At 65.1% G+C, this 20,240-nt stretch carries 17 protein-coding genes, 1 tRNA gene and 4 pseudogenes; 7 read left to right on the top strand and 15 right to left on the bottom strand.

What is annotated here, in order from left to right; all coding sequences use genetic code 11:
* Nucleotide 1 precedes the first annotated feature (1 nt).
* The 7 genes and pseudogenes from EXE63_RS21310 to EXE63_RS21280 all read right to left on the bottom strand — a co-directional run bounded on the left by EXE63_RS21310 (nt 2) and on the right by EXE63_RS21280 (nt 7,182).
* On the bottom strand, nt 2-1,441 hold the full coding sequence (locus EXE63_RS21310) for a carboxylesterase/lipase family protein (protein ID WP_168143577.1): 1,440 nt from the start codon (nt 1,439-1,441) through the stop codon (nt 2-4).
* Nucleotides 1,438-1,944: a VOC family protein gene (locus EXE63_RS21305; protein WP_168143576.1), complete on the bottom strand. Its 507-nt coding sequence runs from the start codon at nt 1,942-1,944 to the stop codon at nt 1,438-1,440. The genes EXE63_RS21310 and EXE63_RS21305 overlap by 4 nt, the downstream gene beginning before the upstream one ends.
* Before the next feature lies 1 nt (nt 1,945).
* Nucleotides 1,946-3,190: a DUF1214 domain-containing protein gene (locus EXE63_RS21300; protein WP_168143575.1), complete on the bottom strand. Its 1,245-nt coding sequence runs from the start codon at nt 3,188-3,190 to the stop codon at nt 1,946-1,948.
* The gene (locus EXE63_RS21295) at nt 3,190-4,341 is read right to left on the bottom strand and encodes a sulfotransferase family protein (RefSeq protein WP_168143574.1); all 1,152 of its coding nucleotides are present in this window, start codon (nt 4,339-4,341) and stop codon (nt 3,190-3,192) included. The genes EXE63_RS21300 and EXE63_RS21295 overlap by 1 nt, the downstream gene beginning before the upstream one ends.
* A pseudogene (locus EXE63_RS21290) lies at nt 4,338-5,460 on the bottom strand (LLM class flavin-dependent oxidoreductase). The gene EXE63_RS21295 and the pseudogene EXE63_RS21290 overlap by 4 nt, the downstream one beginning before the upstream one ends.
* Before the next feature lie 55 nt (nt 5,461-5,515).
* Nucleotides 5,516-5,974 carry a nuclear transport factor 2 family protein gene (locus EXE63_RS21285; protein WP_168143573.1) on the bottom strand — a complete coding sequence of 153 codons (459 nt, stop codon included), beginning with the start codon at nt 5,972-5,974 and terminating at the stop codon, nt 5,516-5,518.
* Nucleotides 5,971-7,182, bottom strand: coding sequence for a cytochrome P450 (locus EXE63_RS21280; protein ID WP_168143572.1), 1,212 nt, complete (start codon nt 7,180-7,182; stop codon nt 5,971-5,973). Before EXE63_RS21280 ends, EXE63_RS21285 begins: the two co-directional genes overlap by 4 nt.
* Before the next feature lie 192 nt (nt 7,183-7,374).
* Between EXE63_RS21280 and EXE63_RS21275 the strand changes: the two genes are divergently transcribed.
* Entirely contained in the window at nt 7,375-7,944 is a 570-nt protein-coding gene (locus tag EXE63_RS21275; protein ID WP_168143571.1) for a TetR/AcrR family transcriptional regulator, read from the top strand.
* A gap of 108 nt (nt 7,945-8,052) precedes the next feature.
* On the opposite strand, the gene EXE63_RS21270 is transcribed toward EXE63_RS21275, so the two are convergent.
* From EXE63_RS21270 to EXE63_RS21250, 5 genes are all read right to left on the bottom strand, one after another.
* Nucleotides 8,053-8,125 (bottom strand) — tRNA-Ala (locus EXE63_RS21270).
* Nucleotides 8,126-8,175: 50 nt separating this feature from the next.
* Nucleotides 8,176-9,255: a divisome protein SepX/GlpR gene (gene sepX, locus EXE63_RS21265; RefSeq protein ID WP_168143570.1), complete on the bottom strand. Its 1,080-nt coding sequence runs from the start codon at nt 9,253-9,255 to the stop codon at nt 8,176-8,178.
* Nucleotides 9,256-9,475: 220 nt separating this feature from the next.
* Nucleotides 9,476-10,129, bottom strand: a complete 654-nt coding sequence (locus EXE63_RS21260) for a GNAT family N-acetyltransferase (RefSeq protein WP_168143569.1) — start codon at nt 10,127-10,129, stop codon at nt 9,476-9,478.
* A 69-nt stretch (nt 10,130-10,198) separates the two neighbouring features.
* On the bottom strand, nt 10,199-11,452 hold the full coding sequence (gene glp, locus EXE63_RS21255) for a molybdotransferase-like divisome protein Glp (protein WP_168143568.1): 1,254 nt from the start codon (nt 11,450-11,452) through the stop codon (nt 10,199-10,201).
* A 39-nt stretch (nt 11,453-11,491) separates the two neighbouring features.
* Complete coding sequence (locus tag EXE63_RS21250; protein WP_168143567.1) at nt 11,492-12,403, bottom strand: UTP--glucose-1-phosphate uridylyltransferase; 912 nt, start codon at nt 12,401-12,403, stop codon at nt 11,492-11,494.
* Nucleotides 12,404-12,456: 53 nt separating this feature from the next.
* Here EXE63_RS21250 and EXE63_RS21245 point away from each other — a divergent pair, with 53 nt between their 5' ends.
* The 4 genes from EXE63_RS21245 (at nt 12,457) to mscL (ending at nt 14,683) form a co-directional block, all read left to right on the top strand.
* Complete coding sequence (locus EXE63_RS21245; protein ID WP_168143566.1) at nt 12,457-13,044, top strand: 5-formyltetrahydrofolate cyclo-ligase; 588 nt, start codon at nt 12,457-12,459, stop codon at nt 13,042-13,044.
* A 94-nt stretch (nt 13,045-13,138) separates the two neighbouring features.
* On the top strand, nt 13,139-13,471 hold the full coding sequence (locus EXE63_RS21240; protein WP_168143565.1) for an FmdB family zinc ribbon protein: 333 nt from the start codon (nt 13,139-13,141) through the stop codon (nt 13,469-13,471).
* Nucleotides 13,472-13,538: 67 nt separating this feature from the next.
* On the top strand, nt 13,539-14,198 hold the full coding sequence (locus EXE63_RS21235) for an SAF domain-containing protein (protein ID WP_168143564.1): 660 nt from the start codon (nt 13,539-13,541) through the stop codon (nt 14,196-14,198).
* A gap of 71 nt (nt 14,199-14,269) precedes the next feature.
* On the top strand, nt 14,270-14,683 hold the full coding sequence (mscL, locus tag EXE63_RS21230) for a large-conductance mechanosensitive channel protein MscL (RefSeq protein ID WP_168143563.1): 414 nt from the start codon (nt 14,270-14,272) through the stop codon (nt 14,681-14,683).
* 479 nt (nt 14,684-15,162) lie between these two features.
* Here the strand turns inward: mscL and EXE63_RS21225 are convergent, their stop codons facing one another.
* Entirely contained in the window at nt 15,163-17,370 is a 2,208-nt protein-coding gene (locus tag EXE63_RS21225; protein ID WP_168143562.1) for a YncE family protein, read from the bottom strand.
* A gap of 506 nt (nt 17,371-17,876) precedes the next feature.
* On the opposite strand from EXE63_RS21225, the pseudogene EXE63_RS21220 reads away from it, so the two are divergent.
* A pseudogene (locus EXE63_RS21220) lies at nt 17,877-18,050 on the top strand (IS256 family transposase); the annotation flags it as partial.
* Here EXE63_RS21220 and EXE63_RS33040 read toward each other — a convergent pair.
* Nucleotides 17,981-18,214: pseudogene (locus tag EXE63_RS33040) on the bottom strand (hypothetical protein); the annotation flags it as partial. The pseudogenes EXE63_RS21220 and EXE63_RS33040 sit on opposite strands and share 70 nt — an antisense overlap.
* Here EXE63_RS33040 and EXE63_RS21210 point away from each other — a divergent pair.
* Nucleotides 18,203-18,397: pseudogene (locus EXE63_RS21210) on the top strand (ATP-binding protein); the annotation flags it as partial. The pseudogenes EXE63_RS33040 and EXE63_RS21210 overlap by 12 nt on opposite strands.
* Nucleotides 18,398-19,302: 905 nt before the next feature.
* On the opposite strand, the gene mspA reads toward EXE63_RS21210, so the two are convergent.
* Nucleotides 19,303-19,956 carry a porin MspA gene (gene mspA, locus EXE63_RS21205; protein WP_168143561.1) on the bottom strand — a complete coding sequence of 218 codons (654 nt, stop codon included), beginning with the start codon at nt 19,954-19,956 and terminating at the stop codon, nt 19,303-19,305.
* Nucleotides 19,957-20,240: the final 284 nt, after the last annotated feature.

Genomic DNA, 20,240 nt, shown 5'->3' with positions numbered 1-20,240 from the left:
CTCATCCGTACGCGGGATAGCGTCCCTCCCAGATGGCCAGTTGCTCGGCGCGGTGGCCCCGGGCGATTGCGCTTTCCGGGCCGAGCAGCATGGTGGACCCGCCGGCGCCGTCATAACGCTCCCAGGGTTCTGCGCCCCGGACAAACTCCAGCCAACGGTCCTGAACGGCTTCTGACATCCGGCGTGCCGCCCCGTCGTTGCCGGCCAGCGCGGGCGCGGCATCCAGGTTGCCGAAGACCAGGGCCAGGCACGAGTCGTGGCATGCGCCCAATCCGGCACGCGGAGAAGACCACTGCAGTTCGTATCGGAACACCGTGTTGCCGCGCTCGGCGTGTGCACGGACGAACTGCTCGGTCGGTGCGGTGAAGTGGTAGTCGGTGACCATTGCCGCGGCGACCCCGCGCATCGTGGGCTGGACGGCCCGGTATGTCGCCACCACCGCGTCCGCGTCCCGGTCGGCCCCGGCGAGTGCCTGCGCGCGGTCCCGGACGTACTGCTCGCTGAAGATGTCGTCATCCAGCGCGGCGTCGAAGATCCGCCACTCGTCGCGCGTCGTCCCGGCGAGGATGGGGGTGGGCGGCAGATCACGTGTCTGCGCGCGCACCAACGGATGTTCGTCGATGACATCGCCGTCGATGCAGGGGTGAAACGGACCCTGAGGCGGCACGAATCCGGTGTCGATGCCGCGTTGCGCGGCAAGGATCTCCTCGACACCCGGTTCTCCGTCGCACGTGCGGACACCGGTCGAGAGGATCTGCTCGGCCACGGCCGAGGCGGCCGCCGTGGAACGCACGCGCTCCAAGCCACCGCTCTGCAGGATCGCGCGGTCGAAAAGGTCGCATCCGCCGGCCAGCAGGGCGGAGATCGCGACCGCGCCGGAGGACTGCCCCGCCACCGTGATGGCGGCGGGGTCGCCGCCGAAGGCGGCGATCTCCTCGCGGACCCACTGCAGCGCGTGACGCTGGTCGCGCAGTGTCAGGTTGGTGGAGCCTGCCCCGTGCCGATCGGGCGCGTAGAGCGTTCCCAGCACGCCGAGCCGGAAGTTCATCGTCACCACCACGATGTCGCCGCGCCTGGCCAGTCGCGCACCGTCGAGCAGCGGAGCGGATCCGTACCCCTGGGTCTGCCCGCCGCCGTGCAGGAAGACCAGCACGGGCCGGCGATTGTCGTCGACCGCGGGCGTCCAGATGTTGAGCGTGAGACAGTCCTCGCTCATGGTGAGGCCACGCTTGGCCAGTCGCTCGGGCGAGATGTTCTGCGGGGCAATCGATCCGAAGTCGGTCGCCGCACGCACTCCAGTCCAACCCTGCATGGGTTGCGGGGGACGCCAACGCCGCTCGTGCGTCGGCGCGGCCGCGTACGGCACACCGCGGAAGACGACGACGGGGGAACGGACATCGCCGCGGAGCGCTCCGTACGAGGTGTGCGCGACGGCGGTCACGGGCGCTCGGTCAGGGGGTATTCCCGCGCCATCGCACCGTCGAGTATCCGGGTCAGGAAGTCGCGGCCCTTGAAGCTCACCACCTCCACACGAAGCCCGCTGCGAGGGTCGCGCAGAAATGCCACGCCGGCACCCGTGCGCTCCAACTCCCAACCGTCGTCCCGCAGCCGCGCGACATCGTCGCGCCAGCGCTGTGCGTAGTAGCCGACGTGGTGCATGCCGCCACGCTTCGGTTCGGCGAAGATCGAGTCGGCGGCGGCGACGACCTCGATCAGCTCCAAGTAGGGCGGGCCGGACATGGAGAACGCGATGCGCACGATCTGGTCGTCCGCGGAGCCGTCCGGGCCGACGAAGCCGCTACGCATCTCGAACGGTGGCGCCCACGTGATCTGCAGTGCCGCGGTGAGTGATTGCATCGCAGCCGACAGATCAGGGACGAGGTGGCCCACGTGGTAGACGTTGTCGAAAGCCGACGCGGCGAGCGCCTCGAGACTCGGGTCCATGTCAGATCCGGTATCTGGCGCGGATGGCGTCGAAGCGTGCGTGCAGTTGCGCGGCCCGCTCCTGCGGCGTGACACGCCGGGTGCCGGCCGGCAACACCGCGTCGAGCTCGGCCAGGCGCACGACCGAAGTGCTGACCTCGGGCAATTGTCGACTTCCGATCACCCGCATCGTGAGATAACCCTCACTGAAGTGTTGGGTGTCGATCCAGTTGTGCACGCCGGGGTCGTTGTGGGCCATGACCATTCGTACACGGCCGTCGGAGTCGGTCGCCGCTCTGCTCGGCGTGTAGCTCACCGGGCGGTACAGGTAGTCCATGCTGTTCCAGAACGAGCCCATGTTGGTCAGCATCCAGAACTGTCCGTCGTCGGGAAACTCGACGACCAACGCCTCGTCCGGCCCGAGGCGCCACGGCATGGTGACGATGAGCCGCCCGCGCCGGGCATCGCGTTGCTCCGCCGTGCCGGCGAAGCGCGCACCGGGGAACACGTTGGGCTCCGGCTCGCCGAATAGCGAACCGATCTCCAGTTCGCGGTCCGGCCAGTCCGTCATGGCTCCGGTGAGGAAGTCGCCGGCCCACTGCATCGACGCGATGAGATCCTGCGGTGTCGGCACGGGGCGGGGCTCGTCCATGTCGGTGCGCTCGATGCTGAATTGTGCCGAACGCTCGGTCCAGGAGTCGAAGCCCTGACGCATGAACAGCTTGCGTGATCCCGGTGTGGTCGGCAGCCAATTCGGTTCTCGGCGTGCACCACCGACGTAGAGGACGAAGCTGCCGTCGGGTTCGGTGACCAGGTCGTCACCGGTGATGTTCGCTTCCGGGGTGTCGCCGAAGGGCTCGTGCAGGTTCGGATGATCAGCGCCGTAGTACACGTCCTTCTCGGGCCGCGCCCCCTGGACGGTGAAGTTGATGAAACGCGCGCTGCCCCGGTTACCGGCAATCCGGTACGTCGAGGCGCCGTCGATCCACGCCTGCAGATAGACGAAGTCGGCATTGTCGCCGCCGAGCTTGCGGGTGGGCCCGCAGAACGGGTGGATCATCGGATACCGGGTGTCCTTGGTTTCCAGGGCGAGATCGTAGGCCTGCCCCAGGTTCTGCGTCAGGTAGCGGAAGGCGTCGGCGCGCTGCAGGGCGTCCGCGGGTGAGGTGGCCTTGAAGGCCAGATCTCCGGCGGCCTTGAGCCGGTCGCAGAACTCGTGCCACGCCGCGCGCAACGCCTCGTCGTCCGCGCCGTCCCCGAACGCCATCAGCGCCTTGTCTCGATGTCGATGCCGAACCGCTCTCGGTAGGCGGTGAATTCGTGGTGCAGGTCCTGCACGGGAACCGGTAGGACGTCGGTGGAGTAGGTGAACTTGCCGTACCGATCACCGCGGTTGGTCACCAGGTAGTCGCGCATCGCCTTCTCGGCGGTGGCGGACAACGGCACTCCGGCGAAGTCGTAGAACCCGCCGATCGTGGCGACCGGGTCGGTGACGAAGTCGCGGTAGCGGACGTGGTGGATGCGCGGGTCGTCGACGAGTGGGTCGGTGAGGTAGGCGTGAAAGTTGCCCCGCGAACCCTCGATCGTGTTCTTGGCGTACTGATTCCAGTCCAGCTTCCCGGCAAGGCTCTCGTTGATCTGCCCGAACGCCACGATCTGTGAGGCAAGCACCTGCACGGGGTCGCGATGCACCCAGACGACGCGGGCGTCGGGATAGGTGTCGAACAGCGCCCGTAGGCGTCGGCCGTGAAAACCCTTGAGCACCCAACGCTTCGGCGGGCGGGTGTATTGGATGTGCTGCAGCATCATGTGGTGCAGGGCGTACTGCGCGTGATGGTCTTGGTCGAAGTTCTGGATCGTCGACGGAACCCGCCACCAGGCGCTGGGGTTCATGGCGCGAAAGTCGAAGGCCCACGTGCGTTCACACTCGGGCAGCCCGGCACCGAGCAGATCGTTGTAGGGGTGGCTGACGATCCAGGGTGGGATCCGGTCGAGGATCTCGCGCCAATCGGCGTCAGCCTGCGCCCGGCGCGGGTCGTCGGCGACAGCCGGGCCGGGCGGCGGGGAGGGATACATCACCTCCCAGAATCGCAGCGCGCGCGAATCCTCGTCCTCGGCCAGCAGGGCGTGCAGCAGCGTCGTCCCCGACCTGGGCTCTCCGGTGGCGAAGAGCGGGGCGGTAATTCGCTCTGCCGCCAGCGGCAGGCGGGCGCGGTCGGCGATGAACTGCAGCCGGCTGGTCAGCAGTCCGCCGATCGTGGAAGCGGCTGCCCGCGCACCCGCGTCACCGAGGCCGGTGCTGTTCAGTCTGTCGACCACCGATGCCACGCGCCCGGGCAGGGTGTCGTCGCCGAAATCGGTGAACCCCGCCGTGTCCCGAGCGTCGGCGATGAGGACGTCCGCGTCCAGATGTGTCATGGTGTGCTTCCTGTGCGCTGGAGCAATGCGTCCTCGACCTCACGAACCTTGCGGGCCGACTCCGCGGCGTAGGCCTGCCCGGCCATTCCGCTGTAGTCGAGTACGGACACCACCCGGGCGCCCGCCTCCCCGAAGTCGGCGATCTGCCCGGCGACCTCCGTGGGCGTGCCGTGCGGAACGACAGACAGGATGGCGGCCGGGTCGACCTCGTCGAAGAGCCGGAGCAGTCTGTCGCGGGTCAGCACGCGGGGTCGATGTCCTGGATCCCGCGCCAACGCTCCCCATCGGATGGCGGTGCCCGGCGGCGGCCAGTGCGTCGGCCGTCAGTTGCAGCACCAGCGACTTCACCAGCGGGCGTTGCAGGATCGCGTTCAGTTCGTCGGGTTCGCCGATGAGGCAGACCACCATCTTCGCCGGCGTGATCGCCTGGGGATCGCGTCCGGCCTGTTCGGCCGCCTCCCGGATGCAGGCCAGCTGGGCGGCATAGGTTTCGGGTCCGGCGCTGCCCGTCGGCCACCAGCCGTCGCCGAACTGACCGACCATTCGCAGCATGCGCGGACCGTTGGCCCCGATCCAGACCGGTGGCAGGCCGGTGCGGTGCACCTCGGTGTCCAGCCGAGCGTGCTCCAGCGTGAAGTACTCACCGGCGAAGTCGATCGGGCCGTCGGTGTTCCACAGCAGACGGATCAGCCGGAGCGCCTCGCCGAACCGGCTGACCCTGGCTCGGTCGTCGAATCCGTAGGGCGCCAGGTTTTCCCGCTCCCCGGCGCCGAGTCCGAGGATGAATCGGCCGTCCGATACGTGACTCAGGGTCAGTGCCGACTGGGCCAGCATCACCGGGTGGCGGCGGACGGTGTCGAGCACGCTGGTGGCCAGGCGGGTGTGCGTGGTGCGCGCCGCGACGGTCCCGGCAAGCGTGAGCGCGTCCAGGTAGCGGTGCGGCGACGGTGACACCAGCGCCAGGTCGGTGAACTCGGGTGTCCAGATCGAGTCCGGCCAGAAGCTCACGAGGTGATCGGGCATCCATATGGAGTGGTAGCGACCGTCATCGAGCGCCGCCAGGCCGCTCAGATCGAGCGGCAGAGTCGTGCGTAGGAACGCCGCCAGCTCGAGGGACATCTAACGCAAGCTACCCGAGGTTCACCGCCACGTCCGGGGATTGCTGGGCATTCGCTCAGCACTTGGGCGCGGGCAACCCGCTCCCGCTGTTGTTCTGATGAACGTCTGTCAGCAGATGGCTGAGCCGAAGCGAGGCCAGCCTCCACGCGCCTTCTCGGCGTACCCAACGCTCGGTGTAATGCCCGTAGCCGGTAACCGACATGCCGTTGTCGAACACGGCCCGGTCCTGCACCGTCCAAATCACCGACGCCTCGTCGTCATTGAGCTCGATCTCGGGTGTGTGAACCTGGTGAGCGGTCCTTGCCCCGGCAACAAGGGATTGCAGCAGCGCCAGTGTCTCGTCGCGTCCTACGGTCATGTGCGGCTCGGACTGCCCGTCACTCATGCCGAATTCGATGTCTGGGGTCATCAATGCCGCCAAGGCGTTCCAGTCGCGTGTGTCGAGTGTCCGGCAGTACTTGGCCTTGGCTCGGGTCAGTTCGTAGCAGGCGATCAATTCTGCTTGCTCGGTCATGTGACGACCAGTGTCAGATGGTCGAGTCGGCGGACAAGGATGCTGGGAAGCCATTGGCCGATGTCGTCGGCGTGAATCCAATTCGTCTGTTCCAGCAGCATGCGCAAGACGATCTGGGCCTCCAGACGTGCCAGCGCGGCACCGACGCAGAAGTGTGCGCCCTTGCCGAAGGTGATGTGCCCCTTGGCGCCGTTACGGTCGAGCCGGAACTCGTTGGGTCTGTCGAACTGTTGGGGATCGCGGTTGGCGGCGCCCCACATCAATAGCAGGCGGGAATCGGCGGGCACATCGACGCCGGCCAGCGTGGTGTCTCTGACTACGTGGCGGTAGTGACCGCGAAACGGCGACTCATAGCGCAGCGTCTCTTCGATGAACGCACCCAATAGGTCGGGGTCCGCGCGAAGCTGTTCTTGAATGTCGCTGTGCGTCACCAAGATCCAGGCGGCGCTTCCCAGAAGGGAAGCAGTGGACTCACCAGCGGCACTGAACAGCGTCAACATGATCGACATCGCGGGAAGCTGTTCCAATTCGCCCGAGGCGTACCGCGCGGCGAGGTCGCCGATCAATCCGGGGGCGGGGTGTTCACCAGCCTTCTCGAAGTGAGCCATGACGTACCCGGCGAGCTCCATTGCAGCCATGCCGGCGGCTTCGACTTGAGCCGGACTCACGACGCCGTCCAGGAGAGTCGTTGTGGCGTAGCCCAGCCGGATGAGCTTGTCGACGTCCTGTTCGGGTAGTCCGAGCAGGCGGGCGACGACCATCATCGGAAGCCGGTTGGCCATCGCACTCATCCATTCGATCCGACCGTCGACCATCCCGTCGGACCACAGCTTGATCGCCGTTGCTCCGGCGAAGTCTTCGATGACGCGTATCCGTCTGGCGGTCAGGTGAGGCACCAGCATCTTGCGGTGTGCATCGTGCACCGGGTCATCGGCGGTGGCCAGCGCGTGCTGCGGGCCACCCAACGGCCCCATGTCGAGCGGGGTGACCATGCCGTCCCGATACACCATGGTTGCGGTGAGGTTGGAGGAAAAGTCGTCTGCACGATTGACGACCTCAGTGACGGCATCCCAGCCACACACCGCGTAAAAGCCGGAGTCACCGATGGGGTGCACCGCCGACTCGGCACGCATCCGGTCATAGAGCGGGTAGGGGTCCTGTAGAGCGTCCATCCCGAAGAAGTCGGTCGCGTCTGCCAAGAGGGTCATGCGCTCAGGGTGAACGGGGCGTAGATGTCCGTCAATGGTGTTCGGCGAACGTGAAAACAGCGTCGAGACGAGTGCGGCCGCGGGCTTCTCAGGCGAGTCAGCCAACCTGGGCCTTTGATGAGAAGGCGACCGATTTCTTTCTCACAATGATAGAAACTCTTCATGGCTTCGCGGCGTTGGATCGACTGAGCGATGGCGACCAACGACTGGCTGGTTGGGCGGGCTCGCCATGACGAGGCGGCTGAACGGATCTACACCGAGGCTGCGAAATTGATGTCGCGGCACGGCTACGACGCTTTCAGCATCGACTCTCTGGCGGCCGCCGTTCACTGTTCACCGGCGACCGTCTACCGCCACACCGGAGGTAAGGCTGCAATCCGCGACGTCGTGCTGAGCTTGCAAGCGGAGCGGATCCTGGACTCGGTTCGTGAGGCCATCGCCGGGCTGACAGGTCCAGAACGAGTCGTCACCGCCACGACGGTCGCCTTGCAGCGCCTGCGCGCCGATCCACTTGCGAAGATCATGCGTTCGATGGCCACGCTTCCCGGAGAGGAGTGGCTCACCGACTCACCCATCGTCTCCCGTTTCGCGACCGAAATGGTCGGGCTCAGCACGCCCGATCCCCTTGCCGCGCAATGGTTGGTCCGTACGTTCCTGGCACTGTGGTACTGGCCGCTCAAAGACGCCGACGCCGAGGACGAGATGGTGCGGCGGTTCCTCGGGCCGCCCTACACGGTCGACCCCGGTGACTCGGTCGTCTAGCTGGTCGTCGGCCAACGTGAGGGCGGTGCAGCGGATGCTGGGCCATGCCGGAGCGTCGACGACTCTTGTCATCTACGCCGTCATCCGCCCTGAACTGCTCAAACTCTGTGGAGCTAAGGGGAATCGAACCCCTGACCTTCTCGATGCGAACGAGACGCGCTACCAACTGCGCTATAGCCCCTTGACCGATAGCAGGCTACCAGGAACACCTGCGGCAACCGAAACCGGCGGCTACTGCCCCGCCGCCCGCGGCAGGTCGTACTCACGGGCGAAGCGGGCGTACTCCAGATGCTCGAAGGCCGGGTCCTCGTCGTCGATCTCCAGCACGGCCGCACCGGGGCGGCGCAGCCGCGCGGGCACCACGTCGAAGTCGCCGTCTTCGGTGTTCTCGACGCCGAGCCGCGACCGCATCATCCGCTGCGCGCGCCGGCGGCGCACCTGCTCCTCGATGCGGGTCTGACGCCGCAGGTATCCCAGGTACAGCACGGTAACCGTGGCCACCGTCCCGACCGCCCACCACAGCCCCGGCGACAGCACCGCGGCCAGCACCGCGGAGAGCACGAGCAGCACAGCCATCGTCAGCAGGACCTTCTTGCGGAAGGCGTACTTGCGGGCGCTCACCGCCTGCGCGGTTTTGGATTCGTAGCGATTGCGCCGCGCGGAGGCCATCGACTCGGCCAGTTCGGGCTCGTTGTCGGCCTCGGCTTCCAGGCCGGACGAGTCCTCGACGTACTCGTAGTCGTCGTCGGTGGCAAGGTCGTCCTCGGTGACGTCATCCTCGGCAAGGTCGTCCTCGGTGATCGACTGCTCGGCGTCGGCCACCTCGTCGGCGGTCTCGGCGACCGGCTGCGGCGCCATCTGGGGCTCCGGGGCGTCGAAATCGAGGGTCAGCTCTTCGGTCACCGGACCGGTCTGTTCCTGACGGAACGATTCGCCGATGGGCAGGGCACCGGAGTCCTCGTCGACGATGTCGACATCGAGGTAGGGCGATTCGGCCGACTCTTCTGCGGCGGCGGCCAGCACCACGGCACGCCGGCGTGACGACTCGTCGGCAGGTTCGTCGTCGCGATCGTCGGCGTACTCACCTTCGTACTCGTCGACCGGCTGCCAGTGCGGGTCGCTGTTGTGGCCGGCCGACGCACGCGGACGCCGGAGCCGGGCATTGCGCCCGGAATTGAGCACGCGAGTCGCCAGCGCGACATCGCTTGTGCGCCGGACATTGTCGCGTTTGCTCACCAGCATCGGCACCAGCACGAAGAGCCACAGCACGACGAGGGAGATCCACAACAGAGATTGGGGGATGCTTGGCATGACGCCTTTCCTTTCCCCTTCAGGCTAGGTCCGTGACCAGCGCATCCGTAGGCGGCGCGCCGAGGTCAATTACACACCTGTAATTCGCCGGACACAAGCACCATTAGCCACATAAGTCACATGGGTAACAAATTGCCTGGGGAAATTCCGTCGATTCCTGCGTGCGGGTCGTGATTCACGCCGTCGAACGACCCTGATGCAAAAAACGGCGCGCCCGAATTCAGGTCCAGCTCGCCCGGCCCGAGCGCACCAGCTTCGCGGCCACCGAGCCTTCGACCTCCTCGACGGTGATGGCCACCAGCAGGTGGTCGCGCCAGGCGCCATCCACATCGAGATACCGCTTGAGCAGGCCTTCCTCCCGAAATCCTGCTCTGGCCAGCACCGCCCGGCTGACGGTATTCTCCGGCCGCACCGTCGCCTCCACGCGGTGCAACATCACCGGACCGAAGGCATGGTCGAGCCCCAGCGCCAGCGCCGCGGTGGCCACGCCGGCGCCGGTGAGATGCTTGGCGACCCAGTAGCCGATCCATCCCGAGCGCAGCGCGCCGTGTGTCACATTGCCGATGGTGATCTGGCCGGCGAACTGCCCGTCGACTTCGATGACGAACGGCAGCATCCGACCCCGCCGCGCCTCCCCCCGCAGACCCGAACACACCGCCGGCCACGACGAAAGTGCGTGGCGCAGTTCCCAACTCACCTCAGAGCTGGGCTCCCAGGGTTCCAGATGCGCACGGTCGGCCAGCCGTAATCTGCTCCACTGGGCGCCGTCTCGCAGCCGAACCGGGCGCAGACCCACCAGGCCCGCCGGGACCCGGATGGGCCCCACCGGCACCGGCCATCCGGGATGGGCCGGACTGGTACGCCAGCGATTCACGCGGCAGCCTCGCAGGCTCCGCTACCGCGTGCCGGCTGTCGGTTCGCTCCGCAAGCGTCGCTCACGGCGTCAGCCGCGTTGCGCCAGGAAGGCGACGTCGACGACCTCGCCGGTACGGACCTGCTCGGCTTCGCTGGGCACGACGACCAGGCAGTTCGCCTCGGCCAGGGTGGCCAACAAATGCGAGGACGCCCCGGGCGCGCCGCCGAGCGCCTGCACCAGATACTCGCCGGTGTCCTGATCGCGCATGAGCTGCCCGCGCAGGAATCCCTTGCGGCCTGCCACCGAGGTGATCGGGGCCAGCGTGCGGGCCTGGATCACCCGGCGCATCGGCTGACGCTTACCCAGCGACATCCGGATGAGCGGACGCACCATCACCTCGAAGACCACCAGCGCGCTGACCGGGTTGGCCGGCAGCAGGAACACCGGAACACCATCGCGACCCAGCTGCCCGAAACCCTGCACCGACCCGGGGTGCATCGCGATCCGCACCACTTCCATCTCACCGAGCTCGGACAGCACCGCACGCACCGCTTCGGCCGCGGCACCGCCCACGGCGCCGGCGATCACCAACACCTCCGAGCGGCTGATCTGCCCCTCGACGACTTCGCGGAGCTTCGCGGGGTCGGTATCGACGATGCCGACGCGGTTCACCTCGGCACCCGCGTCCCGGCCCGCTGCGGCCAGCGCATAGGAGTTGACGTCGTAGACCTGACCGTTGCCCGGGGTCCGGGACACGTCGACGAGTTCGCCGCCCACCGAGAGCACCGTCATCCGGGGACGCGGATGCACCATCACCTTGTCGCGGCCCACCGCGGCGAGCAGACCCACCTGGGCTGCGCCGATGATCGTGCCGGCCCGCACCGCGACATCCCCGGGCTGCACATCGTCGCCGGTGCGGCGCACATACGCACCGGAGCGCACGCCGCGCAGCACCCGCACCCGGGATTGGCCACCATCGGTCCAGCGCAGGGGCAGGACGGCGTCGGCGAGGGTGGGCATCGGCGCACCCGTCTGCACGCGCGCGGCCTGGCGTGGCTGCAACCGGCTCGGTGTCCGCGCACCGGCATCGATCTCGCCGACCACCGGCAGGCTCACCTCGCGGTTGAGGCCATCGTCATCGGTGCCGCCCACCGAGAGCACATCGACGCTGCGCACCGCGTAGCCGTCGATCGCCGCCTGGTCGAATCCCGGCAACGGCCTTTCGGTGACCACCTCTTCGGCGCACATCAGACCCTGGGATTCGGCGATGGCCACCCGCACCGGCCGGGGAGCCACCGCAGCCGCCGCTACTCGAGCCTGCTGCTCCTCAACCGACCGCACCGCATGCCTTTCTCCTGTCCAAGACCCGCCGTGCTGTCGTTAATCCGCAGCCAGGCCCAATCGCTCGACCAACCAGCGCCGCAGTTCCGGTCCGTAGTCGTCGCGTTCTAGCGCAAAGTCAACCGCAGCCTTGAGGTAGCCGCCGGGATTTCCCAAGTCGTGTCGGGAGCCGCGGTGCACCACCACGTGCACCGGATGCCCCTCCTCGATGAGCAGGGCGATGGCATCGGTCAGCTGAATCTCGCCGCCGACACCTCTGTCGACACGGCGCAGCGCGTCGAAGATCGCACGGTCGAGCACATAGCGGCCGGCCGCGGCGAAGTGCGATGGCGCGTCCTCGGCCTTGGGCTTCTCGACCATGCCCTTGACCTTGAGCACATTCGGGTTCGCCGCGTCGGGCACCACCTCGACGTCGAACACGCCGTAGGCACTGATCTCGTCACCGGGAACCTCGATGGCGCACAGCACCGTTCCGCCGCGCTTGGCACGGACCTTCGACATCGTCTCCAACACGCCGGTCGGCAAGACCAGATCGTCGGGCAGCAGCACGGCGATGGCGTCTTCGTCGGGCAGCAGACTGGCCTCGACGCAGCCCACCGCGTGGCCCAGACCGAGCGGTTCGGCCTGCACCACGGCCTCCACCTTGATCAGGGCGGGTGCGCGACGCACCTTTTCGAGCATCACATGCTTACCGCGTGCCTCCAGCGTGCCCTCGAGCACCAGGTCCTCGACGAAGTGCGCGACGACGCCGTCCTTGCCCTCGGAGGTGATGATGATCAGCCGCTCGGCACCGGCTTCGGCTGCCTCGGCCGCCACCAGCTCGATGCCCGGAGTGTCGACCACCGGGAGCAGCTCCTTCGGGACCGTCTTGGTCGCCGGGAGAAATCTGGTTCCCAGACCTGCCGCGGGGACCACAGCTGTCCGCGGAATTGGTACAAGTGCCTGTGCCATCGTTGACACACTAATGCCCAATGGTGCTTGAGGCGAAGGGTGTCGGCGCAAAGGTGGCAATCCTGACAAAACCTGCGCTCAGGGCGAGGATCCTCGCGGCTCGGCGGGCGCTCACCGAGGCCGAGCGGGCCGCGGAAACACGTTCCCTGCAAACGCAAACAATCGAACTCACCGCCGGTGCGGGCACGGTGGGCGCCTACATTCCGGTCGGATCCGAGCCCGGCGCGGCCCGTGGCGCGGCCCCGCTGCTCGATGTGCTCACCGGGGTACGGATTCTGGTGCCGATCGCCCGCACCGGCCTGCCGATGCACTGGGCCGAATACCGTGCCGGCGAGCTGGTCGCGGCGCCCTTCGGATTGCGTGAACCGCCCCCGCCGTGGCTGGCGCCGGAATCCATCGCCGAGGCGACGGTGCTGCTGGTGCCCGCACTGGCGGTGGATCACGACGGCAACCGGCTCGGTCGCGGCGCAGGCTTCTACGACCGGGCGCTACCGCTGGCCGCGGCCGACGCGCGGCTGGTCGCGGTGGTGCGTGACGACGAGGTTCTCGACGCCATCCCAGCCGAACCGCACGACGTGCCCATGACCCATGCCCTCACCCCTGGCCGGGGCCTGATCCGGCTCGGGAAAGACCGGGAATGACCGGGTGGGGCGGCGGGAATGACCTAGCCCACGTAGCGGTTCTAGCACTTGAGCCGCTAGAGTGCTAGAAGGTTTGACAGTCTCGGAGGATTTCGTGCCTACCTACTCCTACGCGTGTACCGAGTGTGACAATCGGTTCGACGAGGTCCAAGCGTTCAGCGACGATGCGCTGACCGTGTGCCCCCAATGCAACGGACGGCTGCGCAAGCTGTTCGGCAAGGTGGGCGTCGTGTTCAAGGGCAGCGGTTTCTACCGCAACGACAGCCGCGACTCCTCGAAGTCCAGCAGCACCGCGAGCTCGTCCACGAGCAGCGACAGCTCGACCTCGACGGCCGGCAGCTCTTCGGACTCGTCGAGTTCGTCGAGCACACCGTCTTCTTCGTCGACGAGTTCGACCAGTTCGACGCCGGCCGCCGCCTCCAGCTGACGAGTTATCCACAGGCACGCCGTCCTGAAGCTGCCGTCATCTCCCCGGGCGGCCTAGCGTTCTCCCGGTGGGGGAATCACTGAATCCGACGGTGCTGTCCCGGCTGCGCCGGGCGCTTCGCCCGGACTGGACACGCACCGTGACCGCCCGCCGTACCGCCGCGGGGCTGCTCGTGGTGCTCGCCGCGGTGGCCGCGTTACGCCCGGATCCGGCCGGCGAACGGACCGATGTCGTCATCGCGCTGCGCGACCTGACCCCGGGCACACCGCTGCGCGACGGCGATGTCACCGTCGAATCACGTTTGGCCACAACTGTTCCCGATGGCGCGACGGGCGATATCGGCGTCGCGCTCGGAGCCACGCTGACTGGGCCGGCGCGCCGCGGTGAGATCCTCACCGATGTGCGGTTGCTCGGAACACGCCTGACCGAGGCGAGCGCCGGCCCCGACGCCCGGATCGTGCCACTACATCTCGCCGACGACGCGCTCGTCGACCTCATCCGGCCCGGCGATGTCGTCGACGTGCTGGCGGCGGGCAGCACCGACATCGGACCGGACGCCCCGCCGGAGGTCGTCGCCACCGAGGCCGTCGTGGTGCTGGTGTCCGCCGAACCTGCGGGGCCCGCGGGTTCAGCGCAACGGGTGGTGCTGGTGGCGTTGCCCCGTCACGCCGCCAATGCGGTGGCCGGTGCCGCATTGACGCGACAGATCACCGTCACCTTTCACTGATACCGGCGCGCTACCTGCTCGGTTAGTGTTTGCGTGTCCACGCGCCACCTAACTGCTGGAAGGGTCCCCGCATGATCAAAGGTTTCAAAGAGTTCCTGCTACGCGGCAACATCATCGACCTTTCGGTCGCGGTCGTCATCGGTACCGCGTTCACCGCGCTGGTCACCAACTTCACCGACAGCATCATCCAGCCGTTGATCGACCGCATCGGCGCCGGCGGCGACGCCGAATACGGCATCCTGCGTATCCCCATCGGCGGCGATCAGACCATCGACCTCAACGTGCTGCTCACCGCCACGATCAACTTCGTCTTGGTGGCCGCCGTCGTGTACTTCCTGATTGTGCTGCCGTACAGCAAGTTCCGGAAGAAGGAGGAGGAGACCGTCGAAGCCGAGGTGGTGCTGCTCACCGAGATCCGCGATCTGCTGGCCACGCGACCCGGTCCGTCTGCGTCAGAACGCGTCACTCCCGACGCCAAGCCCTGATGTTGCGGTCGCCAAACTTCCGCCGCGCAGAGCCACTTCGCGTCGAAGGCGTGTAGGTGGTCGACGACGAACCGGAAGCGGCTCACCAGTTCGCCTCCCCGGCGAAGTATTTGGTCCGCTGACCGCGCGAACGTCGCGTGCAGTGGACAACCGAGCCCTCGCTGGCGCGCAACACCCTATTCTCATTCTCTGCCCGCGACCGGGCCAGTGGTCAAGGACCCCTACGCCCCGTTGGCTCACCTACCGTGGTTGGGCTGCGGAGCCGGATCAGCGCGCCTGCAGTTTGCAATACGCCGAGGGCGTTAATCCGCTGACGCCCATGGCCACGGACACACTCATCGCACCATCGGCATCTCAATACAAGAGCGTGACGGCGTCCCGTTTGAACTCATGGGGATAGGTTGGGTCTGCTGCACGATCAGGTGACAGTTGCGGTCACGCAGCAGGCCCCACGCAAGAAAAATCACCTCACATTGGAGTCAGCACTGCGGAGTACCAAACCAACCGCCAACGTTGTACTTAGCATGGTCAAGAGGAACGTTGACCAAAGAAGCTGGGAGCGAATACCGCTCAACAAAGCGCCGCGCCTCGGCTGGGCTGAGCTGATCACTGTTCTTTCGAAACATGCACTGAGCCCTGAAGTTGAGAAACTCCTCTTGATCCTCTGCGCTCATCGGTATCAGCACTGCGATCGCAGACTTTGCAAGATCGATCAAGAATGCTGCTGGCTTCGGCAATAGCGCGACGGATACGTCAACGACCCCATCAAGGATTCGAGTCACGTTTCCGGTAGCAATACCACCCAGAATGTTGTCAATACCTTGGCCGAGTGAATTGAGCCTGAAGAGTGCGCCTAGGTTCCAGACGGTTGGCAGCCTGTCCAAAGCGTTTGTGATGTCATCGAGAAAGCTGAGTACATTCGCCGCGGCCTTGAGGATTTCGATTGCGCCTTGCGGTCCTGTGTAGTTATTACCGACCGTGGTAGATATGGCGTAGAGCGAGGCTGCTGATAGGCGCTGGTCAGATGTCGCTAGATAGATGTACTTTCCGTCTCTAGTAATCGAGAGTTCGGAACGCCATCCATCGAACCGCACTTCATCAACCTTTTGGCCTGTTTCTAGGTCCAATACGACCAACTTGCCGCCCCTGACGTCGCTGTAGTAGTCGTTGTCAAGATAGTAAGCGCGCTGCCCGTCCGTGCTGAGCTTCAGGTCGCTAATAGAGGAACCGTATGCGGTGGGCGCAACAATCTTATCGACAACAGTATCGGTCGTAAGGTCAATAACGATCAGGGCCGAGTCCTGGAATTGCTGGTCGTAAGAAATTGCCAGGTAAGCTCGGGAACCGTCAGGACTTACTGCGACGCTACGGGCGGAAGCACTAAAAACAAGTTCCTTCAGGTTCCCGGTGCCCAAGTTCAGGATCGACAATGTATAGCCATTACTCGAGTCATCGCGTGCAACGAGCAGCTTGTTATTGCTCACAGCTACATGGCTACCGTCGCCAAGATACCCGCCAACTTGGTTAGTCCCTAAAACCGCGCCGGAACGAGTGTCTACGTGAGTCACCCAACCATTATGGCTCACGATGTAGGTACGGCTGCCGCTAGAGTTGAGAGCGACCGCTACTGGCGTATTTCCTGCATGATTAATGGTGAATCGGTTGCGAACCTGGTTGTTTCGTGAATCAATAACCGTCAAGGTGCCTACCCCAGTTCCCTGAGAAGACGTCACAACCACATAGTTTCCGGCCGCTGCAATATCGCCGTACTTATTCGGGACGTTAAGCGTCGTGACTCTATTTGTCCTCGTGTCGACGACCGAGACTGTCCCATTGTTGTCGCCGATGTAGACATAGCGTCCATCGGCGGATACTGCAGTTGCCGATCCAGGGTGGCTGAGTAGATAGTTCTCAACGACCGAGACCTTTGGAGTGTTGGTGGCACTAGCGGCGGCCAAGACGGCAGTCTGAAGACTCGGTGAGCCGCTATTCGCAGCCGCGCCTGCCTCTTCCGCACCGCTGACGAGGACAACCTTCGCCTGCCCAGAAGGCGACTCGGGTTCAGACGGCTCGACCGACGAGAGCATGGAAATCGGTTCAGTGTCTGGAACATTCCGCGTGGCTACTACGGGCAGTGCCAACAGGCTCGCGACGACAGGCTCGCCGTTATCTGGCAGCTTAGATGATGGGCTCTGTACGGTCGCCGGCTCAGGTGGCGCCACCTGAGCCGGCGATACCGCGAGCACGTCCTTCGTGGCTAGCTCTACTGCGGGTTCTGGCTTCTCATCGGGCCCCTCCGTGTCTCGAATATCGCTGTCTGCCGAGGATTTCGTGTCATCGTCCTCGCCGCTGCTCTTGCGCGTGATGAGCGACGACTTCTTCTCTTGTGCGTCGGCCACCGACCGCGCCGAAGGACGAGAAGCCGCATCACCAGCAGAAGACGTGCCACCAGATCCCGAATCCGAACTCGAACTACTCGACGCGCTGGATGACGACGAAGAGGATGAAGAATCGCTGCCCGTATCCGCAGTGGCAACACCCGTCCCGCTTGCCATTGCCGCACCCACACCGAGCGTGATCGCTCCAGCACCAAGCCAGGTCACCACCTCGGGCGTCTGCTTCTTAACCCGGTGCTTACCTCCGCCCTTCTTGCGGTTCGCGTGACGCGAGGCAGAGCGGTTGGCCATATGTGCTCCAAATTGGGATGTGCTCAGGCGAGCTGTCAGCAGGGCTAGCCCGCACTACACCAGTTATCCCCCGAAGCAGAGCAAGCAGCTTTTTTTACCACACAGGAAGCTCCCAGGCTCGTCGAAACTGACCGAACTTGCCACCTGTACGTCGAACGGCCGACAGAGCAAGGCTCCAAGCGCTACAACAACTTGGCCCGCCGCACCAGCCAGCGCCCATCGGCCAACATCCTTCAACAACGGGTCTGCTGCACGATCAGGTGACAGTTGTCACCTGATCGTGCAGCAGACCCGTTGTTGTGGTCGGCTTTGAAGTCCTCGATCACTGCCCTCGCTTCGAGGAGACTCGTCCAATGATTGCGGTTCAGGCCCTCCTTTCGTTGTTGAAAGATCCGATGTGTCCGTTGTTCCCCGGCGTGCCTGGTGGGATGTAGGAGATCCCGATGCGTTCGCCGCGGGCGTGTCAAATGGTCTGTGTAAGTCCTGTTACGGAAGGATCGCAGGACGTGGCGACAGGCAAGGACGTGGATTCATCGCTGGTTGAGGCGGGGTTCACAGTGGAGATGGCCGAGGCGCTTAGGACCTCGGGTGCTGTTGATGAGCTGCTAGCTCAGGTCGACACCGGCGAGGTGGCCCTGACCGGTGAAGGAGGGCTGCTTACCCGGTTGATCAAGCTCGCCTGGAGGAGTTTCTGGCCGCGTTCCTTAGCCCGTTCAGCGGCGCGTTTGTCCTCGATGTTGCAGATCGCCAGCCACAGCAGATTGACGACCGAGGCGTCGTTGGGGAACTGGCCGCGATTCTTGATGACCTTGCGCATCTGGTAGTTCAACGACTCAATCCCGTCGGCACCCGCAAATCCGACACCCTGATCGGCCTGGGAGTCGCCGCGATCCACGCCGGGCACAAGGTGCGCTACTTCACCGCCGCTGACCTCATGGAAACCCTCTACCGCGGCCTTGCCGACAACACCGTCGGCAAGATCATCGAATCCCTGCTGCGGGTCGATCTGATCATCCTCGACGAACTAACTGGGCTTCGCGCACCGCACGGGGTGGGGACTTTCTTGAAGTCGACGGCCTGGTCGCCCTGGTCGCCCGTCGGTGGGAATGGGCAAGACGCTGTAATCGCACATCAGGATAGGCGCGGGGCCTATACCAACACCCGTTAGAGTTGAATGATCTGACTACAAGGCGCAGTGTCAATGGCCAAGTATCCAGATCGAGTCACTCCCGACGGTTGAACCGGCCGGCACGTCGCACGCACAACGCCCGGCTGGAGATCCCAGCCGGGCGTTTGCTGATGCATTGCTTGTGCTGTTGACCTAGTTCATGCCGCCGTAACTTCCGATCGGAGGTCCAAAAACGAACGGCCAGCTAGTCTGACCGGCGGGGCCCACGCCATCAGTCCTATTGTTGAAGATGTTGTACGGAACGGACGTTGTGCCTGGTCGCGCCAACACGGTGTCCACTCGGTCGCCGCCCACGGCGGTAGGCTGACTTCCAACCTCCCCGGTCGCGTGAACAATTCCGCTGTCACCGGACCTGGTATCCAGAAAGCCACGCGCCTGGCCGTAATCGGCATAGCGCAAGGCGCCCTCTGACAGAATCGTCGCTTGTCGGCTTGTGACGTACGGCGCGGGTGCAGTCTCCGTCACATCAGCACTCGCGGTGCCGCTACCTAATCCGACTAACGCAGTCGCGAGAGCGGCCGAGCCGAGTCCGAGTGCACCCATTGTCTTGAAGTTCCGGCTTCGCCCAGTTAAATCGGTCGACATCGACACTTCCTTTCTGCTTGAAGTCATAAGTGAATGACCCACCTGGGCCCTCCTGATATAAGCGTAGAACGAGATTCGTCGTCCCGCGGTACAACGGCGCGAGTGCAGGCGACTGCATGGAAATCCACTGGCCGTCCGCTCTCGTCTCCGCTCACCTGTCAGTTCATGTTCCACGGTTCGCCGTAGGTGGTGACGCTGTCACCCTCTGCGGCGATCAGGCGTGCGTACGGGCGCAACAGCACGCCACCGGCAGCACCGGTGACGGTGCCGTGAGCGTTGGAGACGGCAATTGCGCCGCCCTCACCTGCGACATCGGCGGAGAAGGTCGCCACTTCCTGGATACCGGGACCGTTGCCGAGGTCGGCACTGATCGAGGCGCCGGGGAACAGCGGCGGAGTCGAGATACCCGGGATCAAATCGAAGTCGACGCCACCGGGGCCCACGTAGCCGTAGTCCTGAGCGTCGAGCGCGATGTTCGGGGTGGTGTAGCTGAAGTTGATACCAACGCCCAGCGACCACGGGAAGCCGACCTGGTAGCCCAACTCCAACACTCCCTCGAAGTCCTCAGCGCCCGGACCCGAGACGATGTACTTGGCCTTGCCCGAGTGGAACCACTCACGGGTGAGGCGGTTGCGATCGAGCGGGAACACACCATTGAGGAAGGTGTCCCACTGCTGAATGGTCAGGGTCCGGTCCTTGCCATCCACGAGGCTCAGCTCGTTGTCCAGACCCGCGTTGGAGGTGCCCGTGCTCACGAACAGCGACGCAATGGCCGCGATCATCGCGATCAGCACCCGACTGATTACCTTCATGTTCTCCCTTAGCTGCCGACGGTTGGTGTGCTGTCAACCGTGTTTGTCGATGCGGATCCCGGCCCTAACCGAGACTTCACACCTTGCAAGACCACCATGTGATGCGAATGAGAAACTCCACATGCTGTTCTTACGATTTGCTCATCGTTGACACGAGGAACATAACGGTGCGCCATCAACCCGGCAACGCGAAAGACGGATCAGCCGAGCCTGCCCAGAAAGGCCCTAAAGGTTTGCTGGGGTGGCCATACAGACGTATTCACGGTGTCGTGACCAGCGCGACA

Origin of the sequence: Mycolicibacterium frederiksbergense, assembly GCF_012223425.1 — a bacterium.
In the GTDB taxonomy this organism is placed as follows: domain Bacteria; phylum Actinomycetota; class Actinomycetes; order Mycobacteriales; family Mycobacteriaceae; genus Mycobacterium; species Mycobacterium frederiksbergense.
Note: the sequence above shows the minus strand (reverse complement) of the source record. Positions and strands in the feature narration are given on the sequence as shown.

Excerpts from the sequence above, each read along its gene's own strand:
- EXE63_RS21300 (WP_168143575.1), bottom strand. The coding sequence starts at position 3,190 with ATGGCGTTCGGGGACGGCGCGGACGACGAGGCGTTGCGCGCGGCGTGG.
- EXE63_RS21305 (WP_168143576.1), bottom strand. The coding sequence starts at position 1,944 with ATGGACCCGAGTCTCGAGGCGCTCGCCGCGTCGGCTTTCGACAACGTC.
- EXE63_RS21225 (WP_168143562.1), bottom strand. The coding sequence starts at position 17,370 with ATGGCCAACCGCTCTGCCTCGCGTCACGCGAACCGCAAGAAGGGCGGA.
- EXE63_RS21285 (WP_168143573.1), bottom strand. The coding sequence starts at position 5,974 with ATGACCGAGCAAGCAGAATTGATCGCCTGCTACGAACTGACCCGAGCC.
- sepX (WP_168143570.1), bottom strand. The coding sequence starts at position 9,255 with ATGCCAAGCATCCCCCAATCTCTGTTGTGGATCTCCCTCGTCGTGCTG.
- mspA (WP_168143561.1), bottom strand. The coding sequence starts at position 19,956 with ATGAAGGTAATCAGTCGGGTGCTGATCGCGATGATCGCGGCCATTGCG.
- EXE63_RS21280 (WP_168143572.1), bottom strand. The coding sequence starts at position 7,182 with ATGACCCTCTTGGCAGACGCGACCGACTTCTTCGGGATGGACGCTCTA.
- EXE63_RS21275 (WP_168143571.1), top strand. The coding sequence starts at position 7,375 with ATGGCGACCAACGACTGGCTGGTTGGGCGGGCTCGCCATGACGAGGCG.
- mscL (WP_168143563.1), top strand. The coding sequence starts at position 14,270 with ATGATCAAAGGTTTCAAAGAGTTCCTGCTACGCGGCAACATCATCGAC.
- EXE63_RS21250 (WP_168143567.1), bottom strand. The coding sequence starts at position 12,403 with ATGGCACAGGCACTTGTACCAATTCCGCGGACAGCTGTGGTCCCCGCG.
- EXE63_RS21295 (WP_168143574.1), bottom strand. The coding sequence starts at position 4,341 with ATGACACATCTGGACGCGGACGTCCTCATCGCCGACGCTCGGGACACG.